This window comes from Mucilaginibacter litoreus (assembly GCF_042676805.1).
In the GTDB taxonomy this organism is placed as follows: domain Bacteria; phylum Bacteroidota; class Bacteroidia; order Sphingobacteriales; family Sphingobacteriaceae; genus Mucilaginibacter; species Mucilaginibacter litoreus.
This window is the reverse complement of record NZ_JBHTHZ010000013.1, coordinates 30,235-48,008: the sequence shown is the minus strand read 5'-3', so window position 1 is coordinate 48,008 and position 17,774 is coordinate 30,235. Positions and strand designations below refer to the sequence as shown.

The window sequence follows — 17,774 nt, the reverse complement described above, 5'->3', positions numbered from 1 at the left end:
GTTATGGTTCGCGGCTAATAACCATGAACTATCAACTAATTCCCCAACTGCTTAACTGCCAGATATGCCATCAAACCTACGCTTTGTTCAAGCGCGCTTTCTTCAATATCAAAAGTTGGGGTATGTACCGATGAAGTAATGCCACGGGCTTCATTACGTGTACCCAGTCTGTAAAAGCATGAATCTGCTACTTGTGAGTAGTAAGCAAAATCTTCTGCAGCCATCCATATATCAAGATCTAAAACGTTTTCTTTGCCCAGGTAATCTTCAGCAAAACCACGAACGGAGGCAGTCAGTTTTTCCTCGTTAATCAGAAAAGGATAACCTTTCATGATCTTAAAGTCGCAGCTACCGCCCATACTTTCGGCAATACCTTCGGCCATTTTTTTCATCTTTATATGAGCTTCGGCACGCCAGCCCTCATCCATGGTGCGGAAAGTACCTTCCAGGTAAACCTCATTCGGGATAACATTAGTAGCGCCATTGGCAATTACTTTACCAAATGAAAGCACCGACGGGCTTTTAGGATCGGCAAAACGGCTTACTACCTGCTGTAAAGCTGTTAAAATATGCGCGGTGATGATAACCGGATCAACATTTTGCTGCGGCTGGGCGCCATGGCCGCCCTTGCCTTTAACAGTTACATATAATTCATCTGTAGAGGCCATGTACTTACCCGAGCGAAAGCCTACCTTGCCCGCATCTATAAGCGGCATTACATGCTGGCCTATAACGGCTGATGGTTTTGGGTTTTCCAATACGCCCTGTTGTATCATCAGGCTGGCGCCACCTGGTAACTTTTCTTCGGCCGGTTGAAAGATCAGTTTAACCGTACCGCCAAATTCGCTTTTTAACTCGGTTAATATTTTAGCTACACCAAGTAATGATGAGGTATGCACATCATGGCCACAGGCGTGCATTACCCCTTCATTCTGCGACTTGTAAGGCACATCGTTAGCCTCCAGTATAGGCAACGCATCCATATCCGCACGAAGCGCAACCACTTCGGTACCCGGCTTATCCCCTTTTATTAAAGCGACCAAACCGGTATCGGCCATTTTGTGATACTCAATCCCTAATTCTTCCAATTTGCGGGCAACAAACACAGAGGTTTCTATTTCATGAAATGAAAGTTCGGGATGTGAATGTAAATGACGGCGGTTGGCTACCACATCATCAAAAATATCATTGGCAAGCTGCTGTATTTTTTCTTTAATCATTGGCCGGGCTTACTTTAGGAGGATTGATTTTTTCTGAAATAATAAAAAGTATCGGAAAGTAATCTTTTAACTGTTCGCGAAAACGTTCGGCTTCAATGCGCGTTCTGAAATCGCCGGCACGTACCTTAAAATTAGGTTCGTGATATACTATATAAGTGCGTAATTCCGGAAACTCCCTGTTACATTTAGCCTGCGCGTTGTATGCGGCCGTGCGATTGCTGCCGCTAAAAATCTGCACGCGATATCCGTATGAAGATGCGTACCCTGCTATACCACCCTTTTTGCCCTTATTCAAATCGGCACGTTTAGCCAGCAAAGTATCGAACAAAGGCGGTGCTATTACCTCCACTTTACCCGCGTTTTGGGAAAAGCTTTCAGTGGTTACGAACAGGAATAAAAGTAAAAAGCAATATCTGATACAAGGCTGTTTGGCTTTAAGATCAAATATTGCTTTTTTCATGTGTTATAATTCGTTTTAACCGTCATTGCGAGGGTACGAACCGCTAACTGACAAGTCTTCGACAAGCTCAGACTGACACTTAATGTAGGTTATACTGGCCTATCAAGCCGCTTCGCTATTTTTTAATTCTGCCCTATGCCGTGGCAGTTTTTATATTTTTTGCCACTTCCGCATGGGCAGGGATCGTTTCTGCCTATTTTTTGTTCAACCTTTACTGGTGTTGGCTTCTGCAACTCACGGGTATCTTCCATCGGCATACCACTCTGATCAACCAGTTCCGGTTTTGAGGTGCGCATCTGCTTCATATCTGTTTTAGGCTGCGGAGCTGCCTCACGTACCTGCTCCGGCGCCTGCTGTACAGCAATGCCCCCCCTGAACAGGAAGCTAACCAGCTCTTTATTCACGTTGGCCAGCATCTGGCGGAACAGCTCAAATGCCTCAAACTTATAAACCAGTAGTGGGTCCTTCTGTTCGTAAACGGCATTTTGTACAGATTGTTTCAGCTCATCCATTTCGCGCAGGTGTTCTTTCCAGGCATCATCAATAAGCGATAAGGTGACGTTCTTTTCAAAAGATTTAAACACCTCCAGGCCGTGGTTCTCTACTGCCTTTTTCAACGGTACAGCAACCTGCATACCATGTACCCCATCGGTAAACGGTACCACAATATTTTCTACGTACTGGCCGCGGGTATCATACACATCTTTAATTACCGGGTAAGCCTGTTGGGCAACCGCCTCTGCTTTACGTTTATAAAAATCTGTAACTTCTAAAAATGTACTATCTACCAGTTTAGGGATGGTGGTGTTGGCAAATTCTTCGGCGGTAATCTCAGTATCAACAGAGAACAATCGGATGATCTCTAACTGGAAACCTTCAAAATTGTTCCCTTCCTTATATTCAGTAACCACATCTTCAATCACATCAAAAACAGTGTTATTGATGTCTACTTCAAGGCGGTCGCCAAATAACGCGTTTTTACGTTTGGCGTAAATAACCGTACGCTGTGAGTTCATTACGTCATCGTACTCCAGCAAGCGCTTACGTATACCAAAGTTGTTTTCTTCCACCTTCTTTTGCGCACGCTCTATTGATTTTGAAATCATAGAGTGCTGGATAACTTCGCCTTCTTCAATACCCATGCGTACCATCAGGTTGGATATACGCTCCGAACCGAACAAACGCATCAGGTTATCCTCAAGCGATACGAAGAATTGAGATGAACCCGTATCACCCTGACGACCCGCACGACCGCGCAACTGCCTGTCTACACGGCGCGACTCGTGTCGCTCGGTACCCACAATGGCTAAACCTCCGGCTTCTTTAACACCAGGTCCTAATTTAATGTCCGTACCACGGCCGGCCATGTTGGTGGCAATAGTTACCGTACCTGCCTTACCTGCTTCGGCCACAATGTCGGCTTCTTTCTGGTGTAGCTTAGCATTCAATACGTTATGTTTAATACCGCGCAGTTTAAGCATACGGCTTAATAATTCTGATATCTCTACAGAGGTAGTACCTACCAGTACAGGCCGGCCTGCTTGAGTAAGATTAACTATCTCATCGGCTACGGCGTTATACTTTTCCCGTACAGTACGGTAAACCAGGTCCTGTTTATCTTCGCGCGCAGTTGGTGTATTGGTTGGTATCTCCACCACATCCAGCTTATATATCTGCCAGAACTCGCCTGCTTCGGTAACTGCAGTACCCGTCATACCGCAAAGCTTGTGGTACATCCTAAAGTAGTTTTGCAGCGTAATGGTTGCAAATGTTTGGGTAGCATCCTCAACCTTAACATTCTCTTTCGCCTCAATAGCCTGGTGTAAACCGTCAGAGTAACGGCGGCCATCCAGTACGCGGCCTGTCTGCTCGTCAACTATCTTTACCTTACCTTCATCAAGTATGTATTCGGTATCTTTTTCAAATAAAGTGTATGCTTTAAGTAGCTGGTTGACTGAGTGAATACGCTCTGACTTTATAGAAAAATCGCGCATTAGTTCATCCTTCCGGGCCAGCTTTTCATCTGCAGGCAGGTCAGACTTCTCGATTTTAGCGATCTCGGTACCTACGTCTGGCATCACAAAGAAGTTAGGATCTTCGCCTGATGCAGTGATCAGCTCGATACCTTTTTCAGACAGTTCAACAGAATTATTTTTTTCATCGATGATGAAAAACAATTCCGAATCAACCTTAGGCATTTCCTTGCCCTGGTCCTGCATGTAATAATTTTCGGTCTTTTGCAATATCTGCCTGTTACCACCCTCGCTTAAAAATTTTATAAGCGCTTTATTTTTAGGCAGCGCACGGTGCGCACGTATCAAAGCCAGTCCACCTTCATCGGTGCCGGTCTTGCCTTCGTTGATAGCTTTTTTAGCCTCGTTAAGCACTGTATTCACATACGCTTTTTGCGCGTTTACTAAACGCTCTATGCGTGGTTTAAGCTCATAAAACTCGTGCTCGTCACCACGTGGTATAGGGCCCGAAATAATTAATGGTGTACGTGCATCATCAATCAATACCGAGTCAACCTCATCCACCATAGCATAATGCAGTTTACGCTGTACCAGCTCTTCCGGGCTACGTGTCATATTGTCACGCAGGTAGTCAAAGCCAAATTCGTTATTGGTACCAAAAGTAATATCAGCCAAATAAGCACGGCGGCGTTCCTCAGAATTTGGCTCGTGCTTGTCAATACAATCGACAGATAGGCCGTGAAACTCGTACAACGGGCCCATCCACTCGCTATCGCGGCGTGCCAGGTAATCGTTAACAGTTACAATATGCACACCCTGTCCGGCAAGCGCGTTAAGGTAAGCAGGCAGCGTAGCTACCAGCGTTTTACCCTCACCTGTAGCCATCTCGGCAATTTTACCCTGATGCAGTACAATACCACCTATCAGCTGTACATCGTAATGTACCATGTTCCAGGTAACCTCGTTACCGGCGGCTATCCAGGTATTGTGGTGTATGGCTTTATCGCCATTAATGATCACGTTATTTTTCCTGGCGGCCAGGTTACGGTCAAACTCGGTTGCAGTAACCTCAATGGTTGGGTTACCCGCAAAACGGCGCGCCGTTTCCTTTACAACTGCAAAAGCTTCCGGCAGGATGTTCATCAGGATATCTTCCAGCTCTTTGTCGCGGTCTTTTTGCAGCTTATCCAGCTGGCCAAAAAGATCAACTTTTTCATTAACATCCATATCCGGCTCATTTTCCGTACGATCTTTAATGGCTTTAATCTCATTATCAATCCCCAGTAAGCCTGCAGCAATTGTTTCTTTAAATTCTATGGTCTTAGCTCTAAGCTCATCATTGCTTAGTTGATCAAGCTTGGCATAGGCCGCCTTTACTTTTTCAACTATAGGCGTTATACCCTTAACATCTCGCTCCGATTTGCTTCCAAAAAGCTTACTAAAAAAGTCTAACATATTAATTTGATATGATGCATTGAACTCAACAATTAAGCCAATGCCATTATATGGTCATTTTGACAGACAAAGGTAAGATTTTATTCGATGTGCAGATATGCGAATGTGCAGATATGCAGTTTGTAACACGAAAATTCATCTATATAATGTCTGCTGAATAAGATGGCCACTTCAAGCCATCATTAACCATTAGCTACTATAACGCTTAAAATGTCATCTGCATATCTGCACATTCGCACATCTGCACATCAAACCTTATCTTTGCCCTTATGAACATCCTGCTCCTTGGTTCGGGCGGAAGGGAAAGCGCCTTCGCCTGGAAAATTTCACAAAGCCCTAAATGCACCAGCCTTTACATTGCCCCCGGCAATGCAGGTACCGGTAGGTATGGCACTAACGTAAACCTTAAAGTTACCGACTTTGAAGGCATAAAGGCATTTGCTTTGGCAAATAATATCGATATGGTTTTAGTTGGCCCCGAGGAGCCGCTGGTAAAAGGTATACATGACTATTTTCTGGCTGATGAGCAATTAAAAAACATCCCGGTGATTGGGCCGCAACAGGAAGCCGCTCAACTGGAAGGCAGCAAAGACTTTTCTAAGGCATTTATGCAGCGCAACGGCGTACCTACAGCCACATCGCGCACGTTTACCCGAGATACGCTGCAGGAGGGTTTTGATTACCTGGCAACTGCAGGCCTGCCTGTTGTTTTAAAAGCCGACGGACTTGCCGCAGGAAAAGGCGTGCTGATTTGCCTTACGCTTGAGGAGGCCAGACAGGAACTTAACGCCATGCTTACCGAAGCTAAATTTGGCCATGCCAGCTCAAAAGTGGTTATCGAGCAGTTTTTACAGGGCATTGAGCTTTCGGTGTTTGTGCTGACAGACGGGAACAACTATAAGATATTACCTGAAGCAAAAGATTACAAGCGTATTGGTGAAGGCGACACCGGCCTTAACACTGGTGGCATGGGCTCTGTATCTCCGGTGCCTTTTGCTGATGCTGCCTTTATGCAAAAGGTTGAAGAAAAAGTGATCATCCCAACTATTGAAGGACTTAAAAAAGAAGGCATCCCCTATAAAGGCTTTATCTTTATCGGCCTGATGAATACACTTGGTGAACCATGGGTAATAGAATACAACTGCCGCATGGGCGACCCGGAAACAGAAAGCGTTATGCTGCGAATAGAAAGCGATCTGGTTAATTTGCTGCAGGGCGTAGCCGAAGGTAACCTTAACGAAAAAGAAATGATCATATCGCCCAAAACGGCGGCTACCGTTGTTTGCGTAGCAGGTGGCTACCCGGGCGAATATTTGAAAAATAAAACCATCAGTGGGATTGATAATGTACGCGATTCGCATGTTTTTCATGCGGGCACAACACAGGTTGGCGATGATGTACAGGCTACAGGTGGCCGGGTTTTGGCTATCAGCACCCTGCAGAACGATATGTTCAGCGCCTTACAACAAGCCACAGCCGACGCCAGCCGCATTTACTACGACGGTGTCTATTTCAGGAAAGATATAGGTTTTGATTTGTTGTAACTCGCGAGTCAGTAGTCGAAAGTCCGGAGTCGGAAAGTCCGAAAGTGAAAATCGATTGAAAGCGTTGATTTACTTTATAATAAAAAGGTCCGAAAGAAATATTTCTTTCGGACCTTTTTATTTAGGATTTATCCTTATAAACGCCGGCTCAGTGTCTTTCGGACTTTCCGACTCCGGACTTCCGACTTAATTATATTTTTGTCTTTCGGACTTACCGACTCCGGACTTTCGACTTGATTATATTTTCCCAAACAACTCTGCAAGTTTGGCTTCCAGATCTTCGCCGCGCAGGTTTTTACCAATGATCTTACCGTTTGGATCGATCAGGAAGTTTTGAGGTATAGCACGAACCCCATACATGTCTGCAACCTTGCTGTTCCAGAATTTCAGGTCAGATACCTGTGTCCAGGTCAAACCATCGGTATGGATCGCTTTTAACCATGCTGCTTTAGCATCCGGACGATCTAACGATACCCCCAAAATAGTAAAGTTTTTTTCCTTGTATTTGTTAAAGGCCTTAACCACATTTGGGTTTTCATGACGGCATGGGCCGCACCATGATGCCCAGAAATCTACCAGCAAATATTTCCCGCGGAATGATGAAAGGCTTACCATTTTACCGGCGGTATCTGCTTCAGAAAACTCCGGAGCGGTAGCGCCTAAAGCAACGGCTTTAAGCTTTGGCAACATCTCACCAAATTTTTTGCCTGCTTCGGTAGCTTTGACTTCCGGCGATAAAACGTTGTAAAGCGGTTCAATATCTTTATAGTCTGCGCTATAAGCATATGATTGCAAAACATTCAGGCTGATAACTGAATTTGGATGCGTCTGAATGAATTTTTTGTTCGCTGCTTTTTCAAGCTCGTCAGCCTTTTTTTCATCGGCCTTGGCTTGCGCTAAAAATTCAGGCGATTTTTTTTGCTCTTCGGTAGCCGCCTTTTCTTTAGCCTCCATGGCATCATAAATATCCATTGAAGGTTTCAAAGCCGCCTTATACTCCTCGTTTTCAAGGTTGGTTTTTGTACCGCTTACCTTTGCTTTTGCTAAGGTACTATCGCCTTTTACATCTATAGTTCCCTGCTCAATGTAAATTGATTTATAATCGCGTACCGTGTTCATGCCCGTACCTTTATCATTAAACAGCAGGTAAGCCTGGCTTGGTGATGCCGGGGCATCGCCGGTAAGCTTAAAAGCTCCGTTAGTTACAACGGTCGAATCGATAGTTGTCTTGCCGTCTTTACGGTATTGTATATAAACCTTTGCAGGTGCGTTATAGGCGCCTAATTTACCCTGTACGGTAAATTTGCCTGTTTGTGCAAATGCAAGGGCTGGTAAAACAGCCACTGCACTTAGTATCAGTTTCTTCATTTTTTGTTAGTTATTAGTTTAGGTATGCAATATCCGCTAATTGCGTTAAAAATCAAATTTTACCAAGCAATTCTTCCAGCTTGGCATCCAGATCATCTCCGCGCAGGTTTTTGGCTACTATTTTTCCCTGCGGGTCTATCAGAAAGTTTTGGGGTATTGATTGAACATTGTAAAGCCTGGCCGCCATATTGTTCCAATATTGCAGGTCTGATACTTGCGTCCAGGTAAGGCCATCACTTTTTATTGCTGCCAGCCAAGCAGCTTTACCATCAACTTTATCCAGCGATACGCCAAGCACAGTAAAATTTTTACCACGATATTTATTGTAGAGTTTTACCACGTTAGGGTTTTCCTGGCGGCATGGAGGGCACCACGAAGCCCAAAAATCAAGCAGTACATACTTGCCTTTAAAAGACGAAAGAGTTACGGGCTTGCCATTAATATCATTCTGCGTAAAATCAGGCGCTATGGCACCTATTGCCGTTATTTTCAACGCATCAATACCGGTTTTCATTTGCTTGCCGCCTTCAGAGTTTTTTAAATCGGCAGATAAAATATTGTACAAAGGCTCCAGCTCATTCACATCCGGCGATGGGCCTGCATAGCTTGAGAGTGCCAGCAAGCTTAAGTAACTGTTAGGATGCGTATTGATGAAATTTTTAAACACCATTTTCTGCTCGGCCTGCAAGGCTTTGTATTTAGCCTGCATATTGTTTTGGAAAGCCGCAGAGCGTTGCTGCTCGGCAGTGGCTTTTTGCGCCTCCAAACTTATTTGTTTGGCTTTATCTGTAATGGTTTGCAATTGCGCTTTAAGCGCCTTGTTCTCGGCATTCAAAGTAGAACCGGTTATATCTGCTTTTGAGATGGAATCTGCAGCAGCAATGTTCATGTTCCCTTTCTCCAGGAAAAAGGTTAGGCCATCCGCGGTTTTAGACGGGCCGCCATCCGGAAAGTTCTGATCTATATATTTAGCGAAACCAAGGTTTTTACTATCCATGAAAAGCGATGCCATAACCGGGTCGGCCACCGCACCTGTAAAAGTAAAACCGCCGTTAACCACATTGGCAGAATCGGTGATGTTATTGGACCCGACGGTATAAACTAAATAAACCTTTGCGGATGCAGGGGCCTTTGTCAGTTTACCATTCAAAGTGAAATCTTTTGCAGTTTGGGCGAATACTACTGCGGGTAGTATGGCCAGTATAGAGGCAAGTACTTTTTTCATTAAAAATCTGTCAAAGCTTTAATAACGTATAAACAGCTTAAGAATTGCTGCTTAGTTAAGTTTTTGATACGTGCGCCACCATAGGTCGGGCATTTCGCCGGATACAGCTGTGCGGTAATCCTCATACCTGCAAGGCACCAGGTGAAACCGCTCGTTTTTTGAACCTCCTGTTGGGTAAGGCACCTGCATCCACCAGCGGTCGCTTTTTTTGCTTTTCACAAACACCAGTTCGTGATCTTCGTGCTTTAGGCTGGTTTTATAAATAAGGTATTGCGATTTAGGGTTAAGCGGAAAATCCTTCTTGCGGTTATAAAAGCCATCGATGAAATACCATATCATCTGCGATAGCAGCATGGCTGTTTGGCCGTTGTTATCGTAAGCCGGATTAAACTCATAAAAACCTACAGAAGTAAGCTTATCGCTAAAACCGGCATAGCGGCATATCTGGCATGCCTCCTCACCATAAAAACCGTTAGGTTTAGCGTTACCACTAGCAGCCGCGTCTGACGAACGGATGGCTCCCATATCAAAACTCAGTATGTTTGCATTACGGATAATGGGTTCGGCCACGGCGATGTTTTGAGTAAGCTCACCAAGCCGGTGAACGTCAAAATACAGCTTTTCCATCACCCGCAAACTGTCCTGACTGGCAAAATAGGTTTGATAGCCCATATTGCTAAAGTTGAACAGGTAATTAGGGTTATGCAGAAATACTTTGTTGAGGTAAGATGTGGAGGTGGTTTCGATACTTTCGGGATGCGTGTCTTCTTCCAGATCGAAATGCGAATCGATAACCAGCAGATCTACTTTCTGCTCCAGGTTTTCATAACCCAGGTACTGGGCATAGGTAAGGTCCTGCCCACCGCCAATGATCACGGGAAGGATATCTTTTTTTACAAGCTCCTCAACTACTGTTTTTAAAGCGTAATACGTATCAACCACTGTTTCGCCCCGGGCGATATTACCCAGATCAACAATATGGGTATTATAGCTGCCCTCGTTTAACTGGTACAGTTTCTCCCGAACGTAATCCGGCCCGAGCGCACAGCCTGCATTGTTAACTGCATTACGGTCGTCGAGCACACCGATTATAGCTATATCTACTTTCTCTTCCATCGACGGAAAATCAACTGAGTAATGCTCGATCTTATCACCAAGCTGACTGGTGTAATAACCGTTTTTAGGTGTAATCTTTTTAAGGTCGATGGGCGTAAAAAAATCAGCTAATGACATGATGGTTGATGTGCAAGTGTGCAGATGTGCAAATGTGCAGATTTTTTTGAATGATACAGACAGTTAATTGATGTGCAGATGTGCAAGTGTGCAGATTTTGAAAATATAAATATTTATACCCTGACATTTTGAATGATTTACGATTTCATTTGCATATCTACACGCTTGCTCATCTGCATATTTGCACATCTGCACACTTGCACATTTAAATATTCTGCATATTTGAACATGATTTTAGTTACAGGTGCAACGGGCTTTTTAGGCGCTGAACTTGCAAAGGAGCTTGTTTCCCGGGGCAATAATATCCGCTGCACTAAAAGGGCATCATCCACTATTCCGCATATACTTATACCCTACTCAGCTAAAATTGAATGGGTAACCGCCGATTTGATGGATACCTACTCTTTAGAAGAAGCTCTTGAAGGTGTTAGCCAGGTTTACAACTGTGCCGCTTTTGTATCGCTTAAGCAAGCCGATAAGGAGCAAATGATTAAAACCAACATTACTGGTACTGCCACCCTTGTCGATTTATGCAATGATGCCGGTATACGCATGGTGCACACCAGCTCGGTAGCGGCGGTTGGCGAAGCCAAGCCCGGCGAACTGATCACCGAGAAACACCATTTAGACCCTACTACTGAAACAGACGGTTATGCCATATCCAAACTGGAAAGCGAAATGGAAGTATGGCGGGGTATTGCCGAGGGGCTCGACGCTGTAATTGTTAACCCTACCATCATCATAGGTGCCAGTGCGGGCATTGAGGGAAGCGGTCAAATATTTGAAACCGTGCGTAAAGGACTAAAATACTACACCCGTGGCAGCATTGGCTTTGTTGATGTAAACGATGTTGCTAAATGCATGATAGCCCTGATGGAAAGCGGCATCAGCGCAGAGCGGTTCATCATCAGTGCCGAGAACCGAAATTACAAGCAGTTATTTGAAGAAATTGCCCAATGCATGGGCGTTAAAGCGCCCGCCACCTTAGCCAAGCCCTGGATGATGGAAATTGCCTGGCGCGGTGCAGCCTTTTGGGGTATGATCACCGGCAAAGCGCCTGCCATTGACAAAACCAGCGCTAAGGCAGCATCAAACACCCGCAACTTTGATAACAGTAAAATTAAAAAAGCTATAGGATTTGAGTTTCGGCCGGTTAGTAAAACTATAAAGGAAATTTGCGCGGCGCTTAATCATCGAATTAGAATTATTGGGTAAAAACCCCTTCCTCCTCCTTCCCCGGGGAAGGAATCACACGAGGCCATTATAAAATCAATCCCCTCCCATGGGAGGGGTGCGGTTGGTTGCGCGTTGGCGGGGTGGGGTTAATTTAACCATACTTTAGAAACCCCTTCCTCCTCCTTCCCCGAGGAAGGAATCGCACGCGAGGCCATAATAACCCAAATTCCCTCCCTTGGGAGGGGTACGGTTGGTTGTGCGCTGGCAGGGTGGGGTTAATTTAGCAAAGCTTTTATTTTCTCAATCTTAATAGCACAACATTTTCCACGTGTTGAGTATGAGGGAACATATCTACCGGTTGTATTTTAACCGTGTCGTATTTCTCTTTAAGCACCAGCAGGTCGCGGGCCTGGGTGGCGGCGTTACAGCTAACGTACACAATCTTTTCCGCTTCTATTTCCATAAGGCGCGCTACAACATCGGCGTGCATACCAGCTCGGGGCGGGTCGGTTATAATTACATCCGGTTTGCCATGGGCAGCTACAAATTCAGGCGTAAGCACATCCTTCATGTCGCCAGCATAAAATTTAGTGTTGCTGATATTGTTGATCTGCGAATTGATCTTGGCATCCTCTATAGCCGATGGCACATACTCAACGCCAACTACCTCTCGCACTTGCCCAGCCACAAAGTTGGCAATGGTACCGGCACCGGTGTAAAGGTCGTAAACCAATTCGTCGCCATTGAAACCGGCAAAGTCGCGGGCTATTTCATAAAGCTTGAGCGCCTGTACCGAGTTGGTTTGATAAAATGATTTCGGCCCAACCCTGAAACGGACCACGCTGCCATTTGCAGATGGCATCTCCTCGTGTATGAATTCTGGTCCGCGCCATGCTTTCACTTCCTGGTCGAAGATGGTATCGTTTAGTTTGGTATTGAGGATGTAAAGCAACGATGTGATCTGCGGGAAGGCCGAATCAACGTAGTTCATCAGCAGATCAACCTGCTCCTGAGATGCATGGGCAAAAACTACGATCACCATGATCTCGCCCGTGGACGATGTACGGATGATAAGGTTGCGCAATGCACCGGTATGCTGACGAACGTCGTAATAATCTATACCGTTCTTTTTAGCGAATTGGTTAATACTGTTACGCAGATCATTCGATGGCTCGGCCTGCAGATAGCAATGGTTGATGTTCAATATCTTATCGAACCTGCCGGGGATGTGAAACCCAAGGGCGTTCATATCCAGTTGCTGGTCGTCACGGTTTTCTCCATCGTAAAGCCAGCGTTTGTTAGAGAAAGTAAATTCCAGTTTATTGCGGTAGTAACGGTCAGCCGGCGATGGTACAATGGGATCCATGTGCTCCACCTCTATCTTAGCCAGGCGGGTAAGCGCATCCCTAACAGCTTTTTGCTTAAACTGCAGCTGCGCACCGTAAGTCATGTGCTGCCATTTGCAACCGCCGCAAATGCCGAAATGCTCACAAAATGCAGGGGTGCGATGTGCTGAAGGTGTAATGAGTCTGGTGATCTTAGCTTCGCCAAAGTTTTTTTTACTCCGGTAAACTTCTACATCGGCCACATCGCCGGGTACGGCTTTTTCTATAAACAGCACAAAATCATCGGTCTTGCCAACCCCTTTGCCTTCTTCGGCAATATCAATAACGCTTACGTTTTCAAAAAACTTAGGCTTTTTACCAGATCTACTCATCAGGCTGCAAAGGTAAGTAATTTTGAAAGTTTGTAACGTACCAACTTATCAGATGAACAAGTTCAGGATATTCTGCCAGAAATCGTCAACTTCAATTTCAAGCTCAATATCAAACTGCTCATCTATCCGGTTTGAAAATTCTATCAGTTCTTTACTCATGGCAATAAAATTTACTATGCAAACATAATAATTTTTATACCAAAAACCAAAATGGTATTTTGATTATAAAAACAGGAATTGGCACATAATTAACAGAACTAAAACTATTGGCAGAGACACTGAAAACCAATACCCCACAGCAAAAAGGTTTTGGCGGAACAACGAGCTATTATTCTTATTAAAGCATATATCAGTTAAATAGCCTAACGTATAAAATACATTTGCAATGCAAACAATTAATAAATAGGCAATTCCGTGCACTATCACTAACACCCCAGTTTCATCAAATTCTTCATGTGGTTCTATAATTATAGGACCAAGAATATTATATAGCATAAACGCTATAAAACCTGCTCTAAACAGACCTTTATTATAGTCAAATCTTTTATCCCACCACCATAGTCGGGCATATTTATAATTTTTATTATTCATTATTTGTGGTAAATAGAGGCGCGAAGTATCGCGCCTCTGCAAGTTTATTAATGTTTATCCCAGTTGATCTTTCTTGAAAAATACATCAGTAAGGCTACAATGATGAACAAGGCAATACTGCCAATCATCAGCGCAAGTTCTTCCAGTTGTATGATCACGAAGATGAAGGTGTAAATGATAGTAAGTATCAAGGCAAACAAGGCGGCGGCCCCTTTATTCTTGAGCAATGAACCAATAAAGATAGTCACCAAGGCAATTGTGGCAAAGGAGGCTATAAGATACGCAAAGTTATAGCCTACCTGCTCGGAGAACGAAAGCAGCAGCGTGTAATAGATGATCATTGCTGCTCCTATCAAGGCATAATTAAAGGGGTGTACCCTTTGTTTGCGGATAACTTCGGTCAGGAAGAGCGACACAAAGGTTAATAGCACAATCAGTATGGCATATTTGCTGGTGCGCGTTATTTTCTGATACTGATCTACCGGCAGGCGGAGCTTTACCCCAAAAGAAGCATTGGCAAGTTTGTTTTCGTCAGTTAATAAGTTATCATCAACTACCCATTGCTGCGGGTAAGGGCGGTTATAGTAGAGCATCCGCCAATGGGCATTAAACCCGGCAGTGTCCATCCGGCGCTCATCGGGCAGGTAGCGGCCATCAAAGCTTGGCGTGCTCCAGTTGCCTTTTACCGATACATCTGTAGTTTTACCCAAATGCATAAAATGAAGCTCCTGGCTCCCTTTAAGATCAAGCGTAAAATCAAACGAGAAGCCGGCTTCCTTCACCGCCCCCAAATTTACATTGGTCTGCAAACCATCATTAAAAACAGGATGAGCAATAAAGGAAGGCTCGGCAGCGAGCTGCTGCCCCGCCGCGTGGATGACCGGGTTATTTTTTAAACCTTTAAGATCGGATATGCTAAACTCCAAACGGGCCTTTTCCCACAAAAGCTGATTTGGCGTCAGTGATAGCGCGGACAGATCCGCCCTGGCAAAGTTACCGCTAACTTTAACCTGCGAATTATAAACTACCGCGTCAAACATACCCCGGTGCAACTGTTCTGCTTTTAACGCGGCGTCCATCTTCAGGTGCTCGGGCAGCAGGTAAAGGTTTTCGGTTATCTCTTTAGTGATCTCCTTTTTATCACTGTCAATGGCTTTTACAAAGCGTTTGTATGGCACCACCAGCACGGGGCCTTTAATGGTTTGGTCGCCCGACCAGCTATCAGCTATTTCCTTTACCACTGCCGACTGCCTTGCCGAGCGCTCAAATATCAGATCATTTATTAAGGCTGATGGTATCAGCAGCACCAATATTAAAAAGCCAATAAATACCAGCTTAACTGTAACCGACTCCTGGAGCCAGTTCATAAATCCTCTGAATGCGGATGGTTGTTGTTCTTCAATCATATAAAATAAAAAGTACTTTGTAATTCAAAGTTATAATTCAAAAAAAATCCCTTACAGCTTTTGCTGCTTTATTATTTGTTCTAAAGCGTTTAAATGTTGTTTAAATGCCTCTTTACCTTTTACAGTCGCTTCATAATTTGTATTGGGTTTACGCCCTAAAAAAGATTTATGCACCATAATATACTCCTCTTTTTCCAAAGCTTTAAGATGCGACGCCAGGTTACCGTCCGACGCGTCAAGCAGCTCTTTAAGCGAGTTAAAATCGTAACGTTCATTTACCACCAGCACGCTCATTATTTGCAGCCTCAGGCGGTTCTCAAACGCTTTATCAAGTTTTTCAAATGGAAGTTTCACCTATCGTATTTAATGTACATGATACTGCCGTAAACAATATGCAGTAAGCCAAACCCTATCGCCCAAAACAACAAGCCGTAGCCCGGCATAATTGCGGCCAGCAAACCTAACAATATATCAGAAATACCGAGGTAATGAATATCCTTAAAAGTTATGCTGCTCGCATTGATCAAGGCAAGCCCATAAAAAATGAGCGATGCCGGGGCCACCACGCCAAAATACCCACGCCATATCAGTATCAGTATCAATGCGCCGCCGGTAAAAAGCGGCACGCACATGTTGTACAATAACTGCCTGCTGGTACGCCCCCAAACGCTTTGGCCTTTTTGTTTGGCTTTGCGCACGGTAAGTATAATGCCGGTGGCGATAGATGCAATAAGTACACCGGAAGCAACTATTATAAGCGATGTTGTAGTTGCATTAACACCATTATTATTAAAGTGGATTGTTGCATGCCATCCGGTATGAGGATATAATATAAAATATGCACAGACCGCCCCTATGAGCGCATAAACACCAGCCAGCACGCCCGACAGGCCGCTAAGCGATATAAACTTTGATGAACGCTCCATCATGCTGCGGATGGATGCAAGCTCGTCCTGTATTTCGTTATCTTTCACGCAAAAGTACTTTGTTATTCAAAGTTAAAAAACGCAATTTGCTTTACCAAATTAATCTAGAGATATTGGTTTAAAAACTTTTATAATGTTGAGTAATCTGTTTCAGAATCTTTTTGGTAAAAAGCAAGTAATTCAGGAAAGCTACATAGTTGTTCAGTTAAACGATAAAATTATGCCAATTGACCGGGGCGAGCTATATGAGGATCCTTTAGATGAATTTTTAAAAGTAAAATTTTATGGTGAAGTATCCGGCGGTGGCACACTTCAAGATGTAACCGGAGAAATAGAATATTGCGATGTTGAAATTAAAGTAAATCGCAAGCTCAGTAATGCAGCCATTGATGATATAATAAATAAGCTTGAAGCGTTAGGGGCGCCTAAAGGATCTAAATTGATAATTGAAGAAACGGGTGAACAGATACCCCTTGGTAAGTTAGAAGGAATGGCTATATATCTTGATGGAATTAATCTTTCTGATGAAATTTATAAAAACTCAGATCCCGGGGCATTGGCTGAAGAAATTAATAGTTTAATAAAGAGCCGTGCAGATATAGTGAGGCACTGGAAAGGCGAGACTGAAACGGCGCTTTACTTTTACGGCCCCTCTTTTGAAGAGATGAAAGCCTCTATCAGCGACTTATTGTTAGCTGACCCATTGTGCGAAAACGCGCGGGTTGTGCAAATAGCATAGGCTTTATAACTTGCACATCAACAAACATTTCAACCGCTTATGTACTTATTGATGCATATGAGCTGGTCAGAAGTATTTGTTAAAGATCTCGATTTTCACTTTGCCATTGAAATCATAGTACGGACATTGATCATGTTCGCACTTATACTGATTATTTTAAGGCTTACCGGTAAAAAGGGCGTAAGGCAACTTTCCATATTTGAAGTAGCCATTATCATAGGGTTTGGTTCGGCAGCCGGCGACCCGATGTTCACAAAGGATATCGCCATAGTGCCCTCTGTTATTGTATTGGTTACTATTTTAGTCTTATACCGATTAGTTACCTGGATTGCTACAAAAAGCGAGCGGTTCGAGTCGGTTTTAGAAGGTGAACCTATGTATATCATAGAAGAAGGACGGTTTGTACTGATAGACAAAGCCGAACTGACCTTTGCCAAGGATGAATTTTTATCAGAGATGAGGCAGCAAAGTATAGAGCATCTTGGCCAGGTACGCATAGCTGTTTTGGAAACAACAGGAAATGTAAGCTTTTACTATTACAGCGATGAGGAAGTAAAACCCGGTATGCCCGTACTGCCCAAACCCTACAATTTAAAAAGTAAAACCATAGGTGTGGAAGGAGATTATGCCTGTACTTATTGTGGTGATGTAAAATATATAAACAGCCAAACCCATAAGTGCGAACGTTGCGGAAGAGAAGAGTGGGTAAAGGCCATCGTAACCAAAAGGCTGTCCTGATAG

15 protein-coding genes are annotated in these 17,774 nt (G+C 44.1%); 4 read left to right on the top strand and 11 right to left on the bottom strand.

The window, feature by feature from the left end:
- Positions 1 to 35: 35 nt before the first annotated feature.
- The 3 genes from ACFQZX_RS13680 to secA all read right to left on the bottom strand — a co-directional run bounded on the left by ACFQZX_RS13680 (position 36) and on the right by secA (position 5,108).
- Positions 36 to 1,220 carry a M20 metallopeptidase family protein gene (locus tag ACFQZX_RS13680; protein WP_377116257.1) on the bottom strand — a complete coding sequence of 395 codons (1,185 nt, stop codon included), beginning with the start codon at positions 1,218 to 1,220 and terminating at the stop codon, positions 36 to 38.
- Positions 1,213 to 1,680 (bottom strand): SPOR domain-containing protein, encoded by a 468-nt coding sequence (locus ACFQZX_RS13675; protein ID WP_377116255.1) that lies wholly within the window; start codon positions 1,678 to 1,680, stop codon positions 1,213 to 1,215. Before ACFQZX_RS13675 ends, ACFQZX_RS13680 begins: the two co-directional genes overlap by 8 nt.
- 122 nt (positions 1,681 to 1,802) lie before the next feature.
- Positions 1,803 to 5,108 carry a preprotein translocase subunit SecA gene (gene secA / locus ACFQZX_RS13670; protein ID WP_377116253.1) on the bottom strand — a complete coding sequence of 1,102 codons (3,306 nt, stop codon included), beginning with the start codon at positions 5,106 to 5,108 and terminating at the stop codon, positions 1,803 to 1,805.
- 269 nt (positions 5,109 to 5,377) lie between these two features.
- On the opposite strand from secA, the gene purD reads away from it, so the two are divergent.
- Positions 5,378 to 6,652: a phosphoribosylamine--glycine ligase gene (purD, locus tag ACFQZX_RS13665; RefSeq protein ID WP_377116251.1), complete on the top strand. Its 1,275-nt coding sequence runs from the start codon at positions 5,378 to 5,380 to the stop codon at positions 6,650 to 6,652.
- A 237-nt stretch (positions 6,653 to 6,889) separates the two neighbouring features.
- Here the strand turns inward: purD and ACFQZX_RS13660 are convergent, their stop codons facing one another.
- Genes ACFQZX_RS13660 through ACFQZX_RS13650 form a run of 3 tightly spaced genes read right to left on the bottom strand, consistent with a single transcriptional unit; the run spans position 6,890 to position 10,478 of the window.
- A complete protein-coding gene (locus tag ACFQZX_RS13660) occupies positions 6,890 to 8,020 on the bottom strand; it encodes a redoxin domain-containing protein (RefSeq protein ID WP_377116249.1) in 1,131 nt (376 codons plus the stop codon).
- Between the two features lie 52 nt (positions 8,021 to 8,072).
- Entirely contained in the window at positions 8,073 to 9,245 is a 1,173-nt protein-coding gene (locus ACFQZX_RS13655; protein ID WP_377116247.1) for a redoxin domain-containing protein, read from the bottom strand.
- Positions 9,246 to 9,296: 51 nt separating this feature from the next.
- Positions 9,297 to 10,478, bottom strand: coding sequence for a formimidoylglutamase (locus tag ACFQZX_RS13650; RefSeq protein WP_377116245.1), 1,182 nt, complete (start codon positions 10,476 to 10,478; stop codon positions 9,297 to 9,299).
- 228 nt (positions 10,479 to 10,706) lie between these two features.
- Between ACFQZX_RS13650 and ACFQZX_RS13645 the strand changes: the two genes are divergently transcribed.
- Positions 10,707 to 11,693 carry an SDR family NAD(P)-dependent oxidoreductase gene (locus tag ACFQZX_RS13645; RefSeq protein ID WP_377116243.1) on the top strand — a complete coding sequence of 329 codons (987 nt, stop codon included), beginning with the start codon at positions 10,707 to 10,709 and terminating at the stop codon, positions 11,691 to 11,693.
- Positions 11,694 to 11,946: 253 nt separating this feature from the next.
- Here the strand turns inward: ACFQZX_RS13645 and rlmD are convergent, their stop codons facing one another.
- From rlmD to ACFQZX_RS13620, 5 genes are all read right to left on the bottom strand, one after another.
- Positions 11,947 to 13,371 carry a 23S rRNA (uracil(1939)-C(5))-methyltransferase RlmD gene (gene rlmD, locus ACFQZX_RS13640; protein WP_377116241.1) on the bottom strand — a complete coding sequence of 475 codons (1,425 nt, stop codon included), beginning with the start codon at positions 13,369 to 13,371 and terminating at the stop codon, positions 11,947 to 11,949.
- Between the two features lie 222 nt (positions 13,372 to 13,593).
- The gene (locus tag ACFQZX_RS13635; RefSeq protein ID WP_377116239.1) at positions 13,594 to 13,962 is read right to left on the bottom strand and encodes a hypothetical protein; all 369 of its coding nucleotides are present in this window, start codon (positions 13,960 to 13,962) and stop codon (positions 13,594 to 13,596) included.
- A gap of 47 nt (positions 13,963 to 14,009) precedes the next feature.
- Positions 14,010 to 15,368, bottom strand: coding sequence for a cell envelope integrity protein CreD (creD, locus tag ACFQZX_RS13630; protein WP_377116237.1), 1,359 nt, complete (start codon positions 15,366 to 15,368; stop codon positions 14,010 to 14,012).
- 51 nt (positions 15,369 to 15,419) lie between these two features.
- Entirely contained in the window at positions 15,420 to 15,722 is a 303-nt protein-coding gene (locus ACFQZX_RS13625) for a winged helix-turn-helix domain-containing protein (RefSeq protein WP_377116235.1), read from the bottom strand.
- On the bottom strand, positions 15,719 to 16,342 hold the full coding sequence (locus tag ACFQZX_RS13620) for a hypothetical protein (protein ID WP_377116233.1): 624 nt from the start codon (positions 16,340 to 16,342) through the stop codon (positions 15,719 to 15,721). The genes ACFQZX_RS13625 and ACFQZX_RS13620 overlap by 4 nt, the downstream gene beginning before the upstream one ends.
- An 85-nt stretch (positions 16,343 to 16,427) precedes the next feature.
- Here ACFQZX_RS13620 and ACFQZX_RS13615 point away from each other — a divergent pair, with 85 nt between their 5' ends.
- Together ACFQZX_RS13615 and ACFQZX_RS13610 are read left to right on the top strand one after the other, a co-directional pair.
- The gene (locus tag ACFQZX_RS13615) at positions 16,428 to 17,033 is read left to right on the top strand and encodes a hypothetical protein (protein ID WP_377116231.1); all 606 of its coding nucleotides are present in this window, start codon (positions 16,428 to 16,430) and stop codon (positions 17,031 to 17,033) included.
- Between the two features lie 57 nt (positions 17,034 to 17,090).
- Complete coding sequence (locus ACFQZX_RS13610) at positions 17,091 to 17,771, top strand: DUF421 domain-containing protein (RefSeq protein ID WP_377116229.1); 681 nt, start codon at positions 17,091 to 17,093, stop codon at positions 17,769 to 17,771.
- Positions 17,772 to 17,774 lie beyond the last annotated feature (3 nt).

Bases quoted from the DNA above. Each gene is read 5' to 3' on its own strand.
- secA (WP_377116253.1), bottom strand. From the start codon at position 5,108: ATGTTAGACTTTTTTAGTAAGCTTTTTGGAAGCAAATCGGAGCGAGAT.
- ACFQZX_RS13660 (WP_377116249.1), bottom strand. From the start codon at position 8,020: ATGAAGAAACTGATACTAAGTGCAGTGGCTGTTTTACCAGCCCTTGCA.
- ACFQZX_RS13675 (WP_377116255.1), bottom strand. From the start codon at position 1,680: ATGAAAAAAGCAATATTTGATCTTAAAGCCAAACAGCCTTGTATCAGA.
- rlmD (WP_377116241.1), bottom strand. From the start codon at position 13,371: ATGAGTAGATCTGGTAAAAAGCCTAAGTTTTTTGAAAACGTAAGCGTT.
- purD (WP_377116251.1), top strand. From the start codon at position 5,378: ATGAACATCCTGCTCCTTGGTTCGGGCGGAAGGGAAAGCGCCTTCGCC.
- ACFQZX_RS13680 (WP_377116257.1), bottom strand. From the start codon at position 1,220: ATGATTAAAGAAAAAATACAGCAGCTTGCCAATGATATTTTTGATGAT.
- ACFQZX_RS13635 (WP_377116239.1), bottom strand. From the start codon at position 13,962: ATGAATAATAAAAATTATAAATATGCCCGACTATGGTGGTGGGATAAA.
- creD (WP_377116237.1), bottom strand. From the start codon at position 15,368: ATGATTGAAGAACAACAACCATCCGCATTCAGAGGATTTATGAACTGG.
- ACFQZX_RS13655 (WP_377116247.1), bottom strand. From the start codon at position 9,245: ATGAAAAAAGTACTTGCCTCTATACTGGCCATACTACCCGCAGTAGTA.
- ACFQZX_RS13610 (WP_377116229.1), top strand. From the start codon at position 17,091: ATGAGCTGGTCAGAAGTATTTGTTAAAGATCTCGATTTTCACTTTGCC.
- ACFQZX_RS13615 (WP_377116231.1), top strand. From the start codon at position 16,428: ATGTTGAGTAATCTGTTTCAGAATCTTTTTGGTAAAAAGCAAGTAATT.
- ACFQZX_RS13645 (WP_377116243.1), top strand. From the start codon at position 10,707: ATGATTTTAGTTACAGGTGCAACGGGCTTTTTAGGCGCTGAACTTGCA.
- ACFQZX_RS13650 (WP_377116245.1), bottom strand. From the start codon at position 10,478: ATGTCATTAGCTGATTTTTTTACGCCCATCGACCTTAAAAAGATTACA.